The organism is Pseudomonas sp. PB105 (assembly GCF_009764655.1).
Taxonomy (GTDB): Bacteria; Pseudomonadota; Gammaproteobacteria; order Pseudomonadales; family Pseudomonadaceae; genus Aquipseudomonas; species Aquipseudomonas cyclaminis.
On record NZ_RWIO01000031.1, the window covers coordinates 21,322 to 35,275 of the forward strand.

The 13,954-nt window shown below is 61.4% G+C and carries 13 protein-coding genes; 7 read left to right on the forward strand and 6 right to left on the reverse strand.

Translation table 11 applies throughout. The features are described 5' to 3' along the window. Positions 1–76: 76 nt before the first annotated feature. Positions 77–1,204: a glycerophosphodiester phosphodiesterase family protein gene (locus tag EJD88_RS06345; RefSeq protein WP_158877266.1), complete on the forward strand. Its 1,128-nt coding sequence runs from the start codon at positions 77–79 to the stop codon at positions 1,202–1,204. Beyond that, on the forward strand, positions 1,205–1,870 hold the full coding sequence (locus tag EJD88_RS06350; protein WP_158877268.1) for a helix-turn-helix domain-containing protein: 666 nt from the start codon (positions 1,205–1,207) through the stop codon (positions 1,868–1,870). On the opposite strand, the gene EJD88_RS06355 is transcribed toward EJD88_RS06350, so the two are convergent. Next, positions 1,862–2,725 (reverse strand): sterol desaturase family protein, encoded by an 864-nt coding sequence (locus EJD88_RS06355; RefSeq protein WP_099585400.1) that lies wholly within the window; start codon positions 2,723–2,725, stop codon positions 1,862–1,864. The genes EJD88_RS06350 and EJD88_RS06355 overlap by 9 nt on opposite strands. Positions 2,726–2,877: 152 nt before the next feature. Between EJD88_RS06355 and EJD88_RS06360 the strand changes: the two genes are divergently transcribed. Together EJD88_RS06360 and EJD88_RS06365 are read left to right on the forward strand one after the other, a co-directional pair. Beyond that, positions 2,878–3,192: a PepSY domain-containing protein gene (locus EJD88_RS06360; protein ID WP_158877270.1), complete on the forward strand. Its 315-nt coding sequence runs from the start codon at positions 2,878–2,880 to the stop codon at positions 3,190–3,192. A gap of 181 nt (positions 3,193–3,373) precedes the next feature. Beyond that, the gene (locus EJD88_RS06365; protein WP_158877272.1) at positions 3,374–4,546 is read left to right on the forward strand and encodes a GAF domain-containing sensor histidine kinase; all 1,173 of its coding nucleotides are present in this window, start codon (positions 3,374–3,376) and stop codon (positions 4,544–4,546) included. On the opposite strand, the gene EJD88_RS06370 is transcribed toward EJD88_RS06365, so the two are convergent. Further along, positions 4,547–6,175: a methyl-accepting chemotaxis protein gene (locus EJD88_RS06370; protein WP_158877274.1), complete on the reverse strand. Its 1,629-nt coding sequence runs from the start codon at positions 6,173–6,175 to the stop codon at positions 4,547–4,549. Between the two features lie 259 nt (positions 6,176–6,434). On the opposite strand from EJD88_RS06370, the gene EJD88_RS06375 reads away from it, so the two are divergent. Both EJD88_RS06375 and EJD88_RS06380 read left to right on the forward strand, forming a co-directional pair. Further along, a complete protein-coding gene (locus tag EJD88_RS06375; RefSeq protein ID WP_099585404.1) occupies positions 6,435–7,454 on the forward strand; it encodes a transporter in 1,020 nt (339 codons plus the stop codon). Positions 7,455–7,618: 164 nt separating this feature from the next. After that, positions 7,619–9,223 carry an inorganic phosphate transporter gene (locus EJD88_RS06380; protein ID WP_158877276.1) on the forward strand — a complete coding sequence of 535 codons (1,605 nt, stop codon included), beginning with the start codon at positions 7,619–7,621 and terminating at the stop codon, positions 9,221–9,223. A 46-nt stretch (positions 9,224–9,269) separates the two neighbouring features. Here EJD88_RS06380 and EJD88_RS06385 read toward each other — a convergent pair whose 3' ends face one another. Genes EJD88_RS06385 through EJD88_RS06395 form a run of 3 tightly spaced genes read right to left on the reverse strand, consistent with a single transcriptional unit; the run spans position 9,270 to position 11,933 of the window. Then, positions 9,270–10,244 carry a biotin-dependent carboxyltransferase family protein gene (locus EJD88_RS06385; RefSeq protein ID WP_158877278.1) on the reverse strand — a complete coding sequence of 325 codons (975 nt, stop codon included), beginning with the start codon at positions 10,242–10,244 and terminating at the stop codon, positions 9,270–9,272. Beyond that, positions 10,241–11,119 (reverse strand): allophanate hydrolase subunit 1, encoded by an 879-nt coding sequence (locus EJD88_RS06390; RefSeq protein WP_158877280.1) that lies wholly within the window; start codon positions 11,117–11,119, stop codon positions 10,241–10,243. The genes EJD88_RS06385 and EJD88_RS06390 overlap by 4 nt, the downstream gene beginning before the upstream one ends. 58 nt (positions 11,120–11,177) lie before the next feature. Next, the gene (locus EJD88_RS06395; RefSeq protein WP_099585408.1) at positions 11,178–11,933 is read right to left on the reverse strand and encodes a 5-oxoprolinase subunit PxpA; all 756 of its coding nucleotides are present in this window, start codon (positions 11,931–11,933) and stop codon (positions 11,178–11,180) included. A gap of 120 nt (positions 11,934–12,053) precedes the next feature. On the opposite strand from EJD88_RS06395, the gene EJD88_RS06400 reads away from it, so the two are divergent. Next, entirely contained in the window at positions 12,054–12,971 is a 918-nt protein-coding gene (locus EJD88_RS06400) for a LysR family transcriptional regulator (protein WP_099585409.1), read from the forward strand. Here the strand turns inward: EJD88_RS06400 and EJD88_RS06405 are convergent. Beyond that, positions 12,968–13,864: a LysR family transcriptional regulator gene (locus EJD88_RS06405; protein WP_158877282.1), complete on the reverse strand. Its 897-nt coding sequence runs from the start codon at positions 13,862–13,864 to the stop codon at positions 12,968–12,970. The genes EJD88_RS06400 and EJD88_RS06405 overlap by 4 nt on opposite strands. Positions 13,865–13,954: the final 90 nt, after the last annotated feature.

The following is a 13,954-nucleotide window of genomic DNA, read 5'->3' on the forward strand; positions in this document are numbered from 1 at the left end:
TGGTGATAGCGCCTTTCGCAATCAATTGTTAAAAAGGAGGCCTTCTCAAAGCCACCTCCACGAAAGGACTTCGCATATGCCTGTCACGTTTACCAAGAGCGCCTTGCTGCTGGCCCTGATGCTCGGCCTTGGCCAGGCGCAGGCTGCCGACCCGATCAGCCCGGCTGAATTGGCAACTAACGAAGGCATTCCCTACCCTGCCGTGATCGCACACCGAGGCGCCTCCTACGACGCGCCGGAGTCCACCGCCGCTGCCTACAAGGTCGCACGCGACCTGGGTGCCGACTACCTGGAACTGGACCTGCAGCGCAGCAAGGACGGCGTGCTGTTCGCCCTGCACGACAACAACCTGCAGCGCACCACCGACGTGGCCACCAGGTTCCCTGAGCGCAAAGACGCGCCGGCCAACGAATTCACTTGGAAAGAACTGCAAAGCCTCGACGCCGGCAGTTGGTTCAACGCTGCTTACCCGGACCGTGCACGCCCAGGTTTCGTCGGCCTGAAGATCCTGAGCCTGGACGACATCATCAAGATCGCCGAAGGCAACCCGCAGCACAAACCCGGCCTGTACATCGAGACCAAGGAGCCCAAGCAGTTCCCGGGCATCGAAGCCGACCTGAAAAACAAGTTGCTGGATAAAGGCTGGTTGAGTTCCGCCGGCTCCAAACTGGGCAAGAGCAACACCGGCGTCGGCCAGGGCAAGGGCCGCGTCGTGCTGCAAACCTTCGAGACCGCCAGCCTCAAAGAGCTGCAGAAAGAAATGCCGAACACCCCGAAGATCCTGCTGTTGTGGGTGGGTGAAGGCAGCATCGAGCCGAAATCCAAGCAGACCTTCGCCGAATCCGGCGAGCCGACCAAGGCCGCCTACTACGCCAAGCAAGAGCCGAAAGACGCCGCCGAGTTCGAAAAGTGGGTCGACGAAGCCAAGAGCCTCGGCGCCATCGGCACTGGCCCTTCGGCCGAGCTGACCGACCACGGCGACCAGAGCTATTCGGACCTGGTGAAGCCCGAAATGAACAAGCTGACCCACGACAAAGGCCTGCTGGTGCATGTGTACACCGTGGATGAGCCGGTGGATTTCGAGAAAGTGATGAAAGCCGGCGTCGACGGCATCTTCACTAACCGCGCCGCCGAACTGCTGAAGTTCTACAAACGCTGGCCTTCGTCCAGCGTGCAGGATTTGCTCAACGACCATAAGTACTGAGTGAAGCCCGAATGGTCAGGCCGCCTGTGGTTGGGGCCTGACTACGGCCTGATCATCGGCGAGCTGGGGCGCACCGCGCCCCATGCGCACTACGCCCATCAGTTGATGCAGTGCCTGGGCGAGCCCATCACGGTCAGCCTGGAGGGGCAAGTCATCACGGCCCATCGCCTGCTGATTACTTCGCGACAAACCCACGCCATTCTCGATACACACGGTGAAGTGAGCGTGTTGTATGCCGAACCTGCAGTCTTTGAGATCGCCGCCTTGCAGCACCTGTCGAGCGCTGGCGATTTGTCCCTGACAGCCGTGCAGCAGCTCCCCAGGCGCCAGCTTGTCGACCCTCGCCTGGAACGCGCCCTCAGTGCGCTTGATCAGCGCCTCACCGGCAAAGTGTCGGCCCAGGCACTCGCCGAGGTGGCGCACCTGTCATTGAGCCAGCTGGAGCGGCTGTTCACCGATCAACTCGGGCTGCCCGTACGCCGCCTGGTGCTGTGGCGGCGATTACGTGTCGCGCTGCAATGGGCCCTCGCCGGCAGCACACTGACCGAGGCCGCCCACGCTGCGGGCTTTGCCGATTCGGCGCACTTTTCGCGGACCATGAAGCAGTTGTTCGGCGTGACGGCCGCTGCGTCGTTACGTCAGCTGGAGGTGCAACTGCTAGCGTAGATCGTCGGGCAGCGGCGGTTCCTTGCCCACGCGTACCGGCACAAATGGATCACGCAGTTGCGCCCCATACGCCACGGGAAAATCCGGCCGGCTGCCGATGCCCAAATCCCCAGGCCCCATGCGATAACCCTCGCGATAAAACGCGGTGCCCAGCAGCCAATCCCACAGGTTGAAAAACAGCCCGAAATTCACGTCGCCGGCACGGCCGTATTTCATATGATGAAACCGATGCACCGGCGCCCAGGCGAACACCCAGCGCAACGGTCCCAGGCGCATATCGACATTGGAGTGCTGCAACAGCAATTGAATGCCGATGGCCAGGGCCAGCAACTGCGCCACCTCCAGCGGGATCCCCAGCAGGATCAACGGCAGCAGGCCTGCCGTGGCTTCCAGCATCTGGTGCAACGGATGCTTCATCAACCCGTTGAACCCATAGAGCCGCTGCACGCTGTGGTGCACGGCATGCAAGCGCCACAGCGGCGCAATGCGGTGGCTGGCGTAATGCATCAAGGTGATGCCTGCATCGGCGAGGACGATGGCCAGCAGCAATTGCTCCCACAATGGCCAGCCACGCGGCCAAATCCCGTCGAACGCCAGCAACGCCGTAAGCCCCGGCAGGACCAGCAAGCCGAGGACGTTCAGGCCTTCATTGACACAGGCATGCACGCTGTCACGCCAGCGATCACCCAGGCTGCGATTCCACTGCGGCTCGTAGGGCAACCACTGCTCCATGGCAAATGACACTACCACCGCCGTCGCAAACACCAGCACCAGCCAGTCTGGCTGCGCGAGTGCCCAGCCGATAAACCCTGTCCAGAACACAGGCGCATAGATCCCGCTCACTAACTGCTTCATCCGAGTCTCCCATCATGTGAGCCCTCAGCATGAAATTTTCCGTGTTGCTCGAATTGAACGAACTGCGCAACTGCTTGAACTAATTAAGGGTGAATTAAGTTGCGACGATTAATCTGAACCCACTTAAACAGCTCACCCAAGAAGGACACACCATGAAAACCTTGACCACTTTGTTCGCCGCCACTGCCCTGACCCTGACTGCCGGCCTGGCCCAGGCAGATGTTCGTCCGGATCAGATTGAAGGCCTGGTCAAATCCGGCGCAGTGATGTCTTTCGACAAGCTCAACGCCGCTGCCGTAGCCACTCACCCTGGCGCAATGATTACCGACACTGAGCTGGACGACAAACACGGTGTAGCCAACGAATATGTCTACGAAGTGGACCTGACTGATACCGCCGGCAAGCGGTTTGAAGTCAAGCTCGACGCCAAGACCGGCGCTGTACTGGAAAACAAACAAGACACCTGAGTTGAATCCCCAAAACCGCGCCACCTTCGGGTGGCGCGGTTTTTTTGTGGGCGCTCGTCGGCAATGTCCGAGAAAAGCGTGGCCGCGATGAATCAAATTTCCCCTACTCAATTCCAGGTCGTTAGACTTCCCAGCATCAGCCAGGGCATTACGCCATTGCACAGCACACCGAGATCACGTCATGGAGCAAAAAGCCGCCGACATTGCCACCATCGGCCGAATCAGTGCTGTCCCCGCAATGCTCCAAGTGATCAGCGACATGACTGGCCTGCGCTTTGCCGCTGTTGCGCGGGTGACCGATGACACCTGGACCGCCTGCGCCGTGCTCGACCAGCTGGACTTCGGCCTCGGCGTCGGCGGCGAACTGGACCTCACCACGACCATCTGCCACGAGATTCGCGGTTCCCACATTTCCGTGGTGATCGACAAGGCCAGCGAAGACCCGATCTACCACGACCACCACACCCCGCGTCTCTACCAATTTGAAAGCTATATCTCGGTGCCGGTGTTCCGCACCGACGGGCGTTTTTTCGGCACCATTTGTGCACTCGATCCCAAGCCGGCGCCATTGCGCAGCAGCACGATCCAATCGACCATGGAATCCTTCGCCCGTGTGTTGTCGTTGCAGATCGAAGCCGAGGAAAACCAGCAGCAAACGGAAGCCGACTTGCAGGAAGAACGCGGCACCGCCGAACTGCGCGAGCAGTTCATCGCCGTGCTCGGGCACGACCTGCGCAACCCGCTGTTCGCGATCAATTTCGGCGCCGAGCGGCTGCTGCGCAAACACCCGCACCCCGCCACGGACACGCTCATACGTCACATACTCGCCAGCGGGCGCCGCGCTGCACAATTGGTCGAGGACGTGCTGGATTTTGCGCGGGGCCGAATGGGCAACGGCATCCCGCTGAGCATCACCGACTGCCAGGATCTGCAGGCGGCGTTGCTTCATGTGGTTTCAGAAGTGCAAAGCGCGCACCCGCAACGCGAGGTTCGGGCCGATATCGGCGATCTTCAGGGCGTCAAAGGCGACCGGGATCGGTTGGCGCAATTGCTCTCTAACCTGGTTGCCAATGCGCTCCATCACGGCAGCCCTGATGGCCCTGTGGAAGTCAGCGCAAAGGTCGAGCACGATCGGTTCGAGCTGACGGTGAAGAACGCTGGACAGATCAACGATCAGGCCCTGCCCCGGCTGTTTCAACCTTACTCACGCCCCACCTCAAACGCGCCCCAAGCCGGGCTCGGCCTGGGGTTGTATATCGTCAAGCAGATTGCCGATGCCCATGGCGGTCACCTGAGCGTGACCACCCACGCCCTGCAAGGCACCGTTTTTATCTTCAGCCTGCCGACCGCCTGATCAGCCACCCAAGCGCTCCGTCACTTCATTCAACTCTGCGGACAAGCCACGCAAGTTCTGACTCGCCGCCTCAGTACGTCGCACGTTGTCGAGGTTAGCCGTGGCTACCGTGGTGATCTGCGTGATATTGCGCGAGATATCCTCGGCCACCGAGGTCTGCTCCTCTGCCGCCGTCGCGATCTGACGGTTCATATCGCGAATCGCTTCCACCGCCTGGGTGATGTGCGCAAGCATCGCACCGGCCTGGGTGACTTTCTCCACGCTCTCGTCGCTGCACGACTGGCCGCTGACAATCGCCTCGGCCGCATCCACCGCGCCGGTTTGCACCGCCTGGATGATCTGGTTGATCTCGATGATCGACGCCGCCGTGCGTTGCGCCAGGCTGCGTACCTCATCGGCCACCACCGCAAAACCCCGGCCCGCCTCGCCGGCGCGTGCCGCCTCGATCGCCGCGTTCAACGCCAGCAAGTTGGTCTGTTCGGCGATGCCGCGAATCACTTCCAGCACCTTGCCGATGCGTACGCTATCGGTTTCCAGGCGGCGGATGATGGTGCCGGTATTGAGGATTTCATTGCGCATCTGGCCGATGGTGGCAATGGTCACTTGCATCACTTCGCCGCCTTCGCGGGCCGAATGATCCGCCTCGTCGGCGGCACGTGAGGCGCTGGCGGCGTGGTGCGCCACTTCCTGGGCGGTGGCCGACATTTCGGTCATGGCCGTGGCCACTTGATCGGTGCGGTTGAATTGTTCCTGGGTGCCGGTTGCCATCTGTCCGGCGATTGCATTCAACTCGCCGCTGGCGCTGACCAGGTCGGTGGCGCTGCGCTGCACGCGGCTGAAGGTTTCGGCGAGGAAGTCGCGCAACGTATTCGCGGCGCCGGCCAGATGGCCCAGTTCGTCCTGGCGGCGGCTGGCCACGCGCTCAGCAAAGCGGCCGTGGCTGAGTTGGGTCACGTAGTCGATCAAGCCACGGATCGGCAGGATCAGGTTGCGGTTGATCAACCACAGGCTGAACAGGCCGATCAACGCGCCGGACAGCAACATGATCGCCAGGCCCACCATTACGGTGCGCTCGGCATAGGCAGTGATGGTCTGAGATTGCTGGCTGCCTTGGGCCCGCAGGTCGCTGACCAGGGCACTCATTTGCTCACTGGCGGCGCGGTCCACGCCTTTGACTGCCGTGTCGCCGACCGTTGCATCCCCGCCCGCCGCCACATAGGCATCGCGGCCTTTCTGATAGGCCACGCCCAGTTGCTGATGCTCCTGGCGCAGGGTTTCGATGCGTCGGCTCAACGGCGCGTCACTGCTGGTCTGGGCCACCAAGCGTGCGAGGATACCTTGCACATCACGCTGGCGGTCCTGGAACTGGCCCCAGTACTTCTCCATATCCTGAGGCTGTTTGCCGCGCAGCAGCACGTTTTTCCATTCCTGCACCTGCACCTTGAACTGCAGGTTGGCTTCGTCGATCAGTTGCGAAGTGAGCAACGGCCCGTCAATCAAACTGCGGTAACTCTGCACCCCGTTGGAGAGGAAGTTGAAACAGGCCAGGGCGATCAACAATATCGCCAGCAAGCTGCCGCCGAGCAGCGACAGGATTTGTGCTCTCAAGGAGGTTCGCAAAACATTCATCGGGAAAGCCTCGATACAAGTAAGTAGCGCATGCACGCCTTGACCGCCGTGTCGACAAAGGCACCGCTCATCCCTGACGGTTGTTAATGCGCTGAATCGGCCGGAATAGAGGCTTCTTGAAGGGTTTTCGATAGCCGGTCAATAAAATGTCACCAAAGCGAAATAAACAGAAAGCTGTCATAAAAATGTCAAACAACCCTGTAATGATTCGCCACGCGACCTGTGAAATGTCCTACAGGCCTTTTCTCTGCGAGCCTCCATGAACCACAGCCTCGACCACAGCCATCAGGACTCCGATCTGTTTGGCTTGCTTTACGGTTTTCGTTTTCGCCCAGGCGTCAAGGGCGAGCAGATTGATTCCGCCGCCGCCCTGGCGGCATTGAAGCAACCGCAAGACCCGGACGAGTTCTTGTGGCTGCACCTGAACCTGGCCCACGCCGCCTGTGAACGCTGGATGCAGGCGCACTTGGAACTGCCGGAAGAGTTTTTCGAGGCCTTGCACGAGGGCTCGCGCTCCACGCGCATCGAACACGTCGACTCGGCCTTGCTGGCGGTGGTCAACGATGTGGTGTTCAACTTCAGCAGCATGGTCTCGTCGGATATTTCCACGCTGTGGGTGTGCGCCCGCAGCCGTCTGTTGATCAGCGCACGTTTGCAACCGCTGCACTCGGTGGACAAGCTGCGTTCGTCGGTGAAGGCCGGCGAACACTTTCGCTCGCCGCTGGAATTGTTGGTGCATTTACTGCGCGATCAGGGCGAAGTGCTGACGCAGATCGTGCGCAAGACCAGCATCAGCGTCGACCATATCGAAGACCAGTTGCTCTCCTCGCGCCTGTCCACCAACCGCGCCGAACTCGGTGCCGCGCGCCGGGTGTTGGTGCGCCTGCAGCGCCTGCTGGCGCTGGAGCCGGGCTCATTGCTGCGCCTGCTCAACCGCCCGCCACAATGGCTGCAAAAAGAAGACGTGAAGGAGTTGCGCAAATCCACCGAGGAGTTTGCGCTGATCATCAACGACCTGATGGCCCTGGGCGAACGGATCAAACTGTTGCAGGAAGAGATCGCCGCCAACCTCAACGAGCAAAGCAGCCGCACGCTGTTCACCCTGACGGTGGTGACGGTGCTGGCGCTGCCGATCAACATCATCGCCGGTTTTTTTGGCATGAACGTGGGCGGTGTGCCACTTTCCCAGGACCCGGAGGGGTTCTGGATACTGGTGGCATTGGTGGCGACGTTTACCTTGATTGCCGGGCGCTGGGCGTTCCGAAAATTTTCAAATTGAAATGCCAGTGATTGTGGGAGGGGACTTGCCCCTCCCACATTCTGACCTGCAGTGTCAGTAGACCAATGGCCAATCCAATGACCTAAACACTGACCTGTGGCAGCACCTCTGTAACATTCTGCAATGACTATGAACGACATCCTTCATTACCTGGATGCTCCTGCATGGCTACCCCTTCCCTGACCGCCTCACACACCGAACCCAAACCCAGGCTGGACAAGAAGCCCGGCCTGGTCACCGTGATCATTTTCTTCGCCGTGCTCGCCATGGGCCTGTTGTTCACCGCCTACAGCCTGATGCAGGACATGCACGAACTGGGCACGGTGGTCACCACCTGGACGCCGTTCCTGCTGCTGGGCGTGGCATTGTTGATCGCCCTGGGGTTCGAGTTCGTCAACGGTTTCCACGACACCGCCAACGCAGTGGCGACAGTGATCTACACCCACTCGCTGCCGCCGCATTTCGCGGTGGTCTGGTCGGGCTTCTTCAATTTCCTCGGCGTGCTGCTTTCCAGCGGCGCGGTAGCGTTTGGCATCATTGCGTTGCTGCCGGTAGAGCTGATTTTGCAAGTGGGTTCATCGGCGGGTTTCGCCATGATCTTCGCCCTGTTGATCGCTGCAATCCTGTGGAACCTCGGCACCTGGTGGCTGGGCTTGCCGGCCTCGTCCTCCCATACGCTGATCGGTTCGATCATCGGCGTCGGCGTGGCGAATGCCTTGATGCACGGGCGTGACGGCACCAGCGGGGTGGATTGGGCCCAGGCGACCAAGATTGGCTACGCATTGCTGCTGTCGCCGCTGATTGGCTTCGCGTTTGCGGCCTTGTTGCTGCTGGCCCTGCGCGCCTTTGTGAAAAACCGCTCGTTGTACAAAGCGCCCAAAGGGGACACCCCGCCGCCGTGGTGGATTCGCGGCATGCTGATCGCCACCTGCACCGGCGTGTCGTTCGCCCATGGTTCCAACGATGGCCAGAAAGGCATGGGCCTGATCATGCTGATCCTGGTCGGCACATTGCCAATGGCCTACGCGCTGAACCGCACCATGCCCGCAGAGCAATCGTTGCAATTCGCGGCGGTGGCCGAAGTGACCCAGGCCGCCCTGCTGAAAACCGCGCCGCAGACGTTGCCGGGCGACCCGCGTCCGATCCTGTCGACCTACGTGCGCACCAAGGACGCCACGCCGGAACTGGTACCGGCCCTCGCCTCGCTCACCGGGCATATCGGTGAAGAAGTCAAAGGCTACGGCTCACTGGCCAAAGTCCCCGCCGAAGCGGTCGGCAACGTGCGTAATGACATGTACCTGACCAGCGAAACCATTCGCCTGATGGACAAGGGCAAGGTCGGCAACTTCGACGCCGACACCCAAGACAAGCTGCAACTGTTCAAGCAACAGATCGACAACGCCACGCGTTTTATTCCGCTGTGGGTGAAGATCGCCGTGGCCATCGCGCTTGGCCTCGGCACTATGGTGGGCTGGAAGCGCATCGTGGTGACGGTGGGTGAGAAGATCGGCAAGACCCACATGACCTATGCCCAGGGTGCCGCGGCGGAAACGGTGGCCATGCTGACCATCGGCGCGGCGGATATGTATGGCTTGCCGGTATCGACAACCCATGTGCTGTCATCGGGTGTCGCGGGGACCATGGTGGCCAATGGCAGTGGATTGCAGATGCGGACTATCCGCAATTTGGCGATGGCGTGGGTGTTGACGTTGCCGGCGGCGATTGTGCTTTCAGGCAGCCTCTACTGGCTGTTTACCAAACTCTTCTGACCCGACAAAAATCCAGATGTGGGAGGGGCAAGCCCCTCCCACATTTTCAGCCTGCGAACAAACCAGCCATCGCCTTCAGCCGCTTCTTGTAGATACGCCGCGCCTCCAGGGCCTCCTCCAACGTCACCGCCACAAACCCAGCCCGCTGGTTCGGTTGCATCTGCCCGATCAAATCCAGATCCGCACTGATCACCGTGCCGATCATCGCGTAGCCACCGCCCGACACGGCGTCCCGATGCAGCACAATCGGCTCCAACCCCGCCGGCACCTGGATCGAGCCGATGGGGTAGCAACTGTCGACGATATTCGAGGGATCCGAGCCCGCGCCAAACGGCTGCTCCCTTGGTTCAAAACTCAACGCGCTGCCACCCTTGAAGCGATAGCCGATGCGGTCCGCCTCGGAGCCCACGGTCCAGGGCTCGGCAAAAAAGCTGCTTTTGGCGGCTGCGCTCAGACGCTCGTAATACAGGCCAGGCACGACGCGCAGGGTGATATCGCCGCCCACCGAGCGGCGCAAGGCCATGGGCAGACTGTTGCCTGCCCTTCCCTGCCCATACGCCTTGCCGATAGGCAGCTCATCGCCCTCCTGCAAGCGCCGACCGTGAAACCCACCGAGCGCGCCGAGGGTGTAAGTGGAGCGACTGCCAAGCACCACCGGTACCTCAATGCCGCCGGCCACCGCCAGGTATGTCCGCGCGCCGGCCTTGGGGAATTCGAAACGCAGCACTTGCCCGGCACGCACCTGGAACGCGGTGTCCTGATGCACCACTTCACCGTCCAGGCGCGGCGACATGAGGGCGCCGCTGAGCGCTACCAACGCGTCCTGCTGGAACGCCAATTCAGGCCCGATCAACGTGCACTCCAGGCCCGCCGCACCAACCGGATTGCCCACCAGATGGTTGGCCGCGCTGAGCGCGTACTGGTCCAGTGCGCCCGACGGCGGGATGCCCAAGTGGTAATAGCCTTCGCGGCCAAGGTCCTGCACGGAGGTGGCGAGGCCGGGTTTGAGGACTTTGATCATGCCAGCGCCTCCTGCAGGGTTTTCGGATAGCCAACCGGGTCGGCGAGAAAGGCGTCGAGGGAAAATTCCACCGGGCGGATGCGCAGGTCGAAACGTCCTGCGTCCACCTCGGCGACGGCCTGGTCGTAGGCATCACGCTCTATAGGCTTGAACTGCACGATGTCGCCGGGGCGAAAGAACACCATGTGTTCCTTGAGGTAGGCCAACTGCTGCGCCGGGTCGTAGATCGGCGCCGGGGTCACACCGAACATCTGGTAACCGCCCGCGCCGCGCACCGAGTAGATACAGCCAAAGCAGCCGCCGTGGCCGAGGGTGAGTTTAGGCGTGTCGGTGCGCGGGCGCAGGTATTTGGGCACCTGCAACTGCCGTTCACGTTCGACCATCTGGAACATGAATGGCAGGCCCGCGACAAACCCGACCATCGACACAAACCACGGCGCGCCGCTGTGGGCAGCGATAAACGCGTCCACATCCGCCAGGCCATTGATGCGCGCGGCGTACTCCAGATCGGTGCCGCTGGGGTCTTGATGGCGGTCGCGAAAACGCATCAGGGTTTCGTGGGTCCAGGGGTCGTTGTACAACACCGGGATCTCGACGATGCGCGTGTGCAAGGTGCGTTCGGCCACGGCCTGGGCTTCGGCGCTTTGTACGGCATCCAGCAAAACGTGGGGCGCAATGCGGTCGGGGTCGAAGCGAATCTGGAACGAGGCGTTGGCCAGGCACACATCCAGCACGCCTTCCAGCGCCAGGCGCTCCACCGCACGAGTCACCGCCATGCCCTTGAAAAAGGCCTCCAACGACATGCTGTCGCTGACCTCGGCAAACAGGTGCTCATCACCGCCGAAGCTGTAGCGGATGGGGGACGTTTCAGCCATGTCTGTTCCTCTTGGAATCATTGTAGAAAGGCAGGCAAAAATTGATGGGGCGATCTTATTAGGGGGTCTTGACTTCAATGCCCGCTCGATCCAGCGCTTCACGGGTAGCTTCCACCAACTCCAGCGCACCGGGCGTGTCGCTGTGCAGGCAGATGGAATCGAACTCGATAAACAGGTCTTCGCCTTCCACGGTGCGTACCAGTCCGGTCTGACACGCACGCAGGACACGTGCCGCCACCGTCGCAGGATCCAGTGCACGCACATTGCGCGTAAACACGATGGAGCCCGTCAGGTCGTACTCACGATCAGCATAAAATTCGCGCACCACCGGTTGCCCCAGTTCCTTGGCCACCCGCCAGATCACCGAGTTGGGCATGCAGTAGAGCAACAGCGTTGGCTCGATGAGTTGCAGGTTTTGCACCAGCAATCGGGCGGCTTCTTCGTCGCGGGCCAGGTGCATGTAGAGCGCGCCATGGGGCTTGATATGTTGCAGCTTCACACCTTGGGCGCGGGCGATTTCCCGCAGGGCGCCGAGTTGGTAGAGCATGTCGTCCACCAGTTCCTGGGCCGGTGCATTGATATGCCGACGGCCAAAACCCACCAGGTCACGAAAGCCCGGATGGGCACCGATAGCCACGCCCAATTGCTTGGCGCGCTCGACGGTGCGGCGCATGGTGCCAGGGTCGCCGGCGTGGAAGCCGGTGGCGATATTGGCCGAGCTGATGTAGGCCATCAGCTCGGCGTCGACGCCATCACCGATGGTCCAGGGCCCGAAGCCTTCGCCCATGTCCGAATTGAAATCCACTGCCTGCATCGGGGTCGCTCCGCAAAAGGTCATGCTGAAAAGTAGGCTGGCGCTTGACCCCTTGGGAAGATCTATTATCAGATGCCCTATCTTCTGAAAATCAGATAACCCTAGGTATTGGAGAGGCAGATGTCACTCACCTTGCGCCAAATCCGCTACTTCGTCGCCACCGCCGAGATCGGCCAGATTTCCCAGGCGGCGCTCCACCTGAATATCTCCCAGTCAGCGGTGACTACGGCGATCAAGGAGCTGGAAGCGATGCTCGGCGTGCAGCTGTTTGTGCGCTCGGCCCAGGGCATGAACCTGACCGACGCCGGGCGACATTTTCTCAACCGCGCCTATGTGATTGCGCGCAGTGTGGACGATGCGCTGAACAGCCCATTGCCCGACTACCGCGCCAGCGGTGTGCTGCGGGTGGCGGCCAGTTACACGGTGCTCGGTTACTTCCTGCCCCATCACTTGCAGCGCATGGAGCACTGGCACCCGGACGTGACCATCGAGGTGTTCGAGCAGGAGCGCCAGGCCATCGAGCAAGGCCTGCTCGACGGCCAGTTCGACATGGCCGTGGTGCTCACCGCCAACCTGACTCACCCCGCGATCGTTTCCGAGATTCTGTTCAACTCGGAACGTCGCCTGTGGCTGCCCAGCCATCATCCGTTGTGCGAACGCGGCGCCGTGAGCCTGGCCGATGTGGCCCAGGAACCCTACATTCTGCTGACCGTCGATGAAGCCGAACACAGCGCCATGCGCTACTGGGAGCAGGCCGGGCAAGCGCCCAAGGTGCGGCTGCGCACCAGCTCGGTGGAAGCGGTGCGCAGCATGGTCGCCAATGGCAGCGGCGTGGCGATTCTGTCGGACCTGGTGCACCGCCCTTGGTCACTGGAAGGCAAGCGCATCGAAACCCTGACGGTCACCGACCCGGTCACGCCCATGAGTGTCGGCCTGGCATGGCACCGCGAGCGGGCATTTACCCCGGCGATGCAGGCGTTCCGGGATTACTTTCACGATGCGTTCCTGGCACCGCAGCAGTTGTCGGCAAGGCGTTAAAGCTGTGACTGCAACGTATCCGCCAGCCAATCCATAAACACGCGCACCCGCAACGGTAAATGCCGTTGCCCCGCGTAAAGCAGCGACACATCCAGCGACGGTGCCGGGTAGTCCGGCAGTATCGCCACCAACTCACCGCTGGCCAACTCATCGCCCATGCCCAGGGCCGGTACCTGGATAATCCCGAAGCCACCCAGGCACGCTGACTTGTAGCCATCGGTGCTGTTGACCGTGATCCGCCCAGCCATGGGAATGCGCTGCACCTTGTTGCCCTGCTGGTATTCGAACCCCGCCGAGCGCGAACCCAACGGCCGCACGTAGTGCACCAGATGGTGGTCGGCCAGGTCGGCCAATGTCTGCGGCACACCAAAACGTTGCAGGTAGGTGGCGCTCACGCAGTTGATCATCGGCATGCTGCACAGCAACCGCGCCACCACCGTCTGGTCGAGCTGCGCGCCCACGCGCAATACGCAATCGAAGCCTTCAGCGAGCAGGTCCACCTGACGGTCGGTGGTGCTGATTTCCAGCTCGATCAACGGGTGTGCGTCCATGAACTGCGGCAGGCGCGGCAGTATCAGGTCACGTGCCATCACGTTGGGCATATCGACGCGGACGCGCCCGCTCAGTTGCGCTTCGTCCTGACGAAACAGCCCTTCCAGCTCCTCCATATGCGCGAGCAGATCCTTGCTGCGCTCGTACAACACACGCCCGTCCTGGGTCGCCTGCACCTTGCGTGTGGTGCGCTGCAACAGGCGCGCGCCGAGCAGTTCTTCCAACGCCTGCACATGCTCGGACACGGTGGAGCGCGGCAGCCCCAGGCGCTCGCCCGCCTGGGTGAAACTCGACAGTTCGGTGACCCGCACGAAGGTGCGCAGCAGCTCAAGTTTGTTCATGGGATTGTTCGCCTTATCCGGCCAGTGATTCCGGTCCAGCCCTGTTTATCACGTTAGCGGCGGACAAATACACTCAATCCCACGCTCACA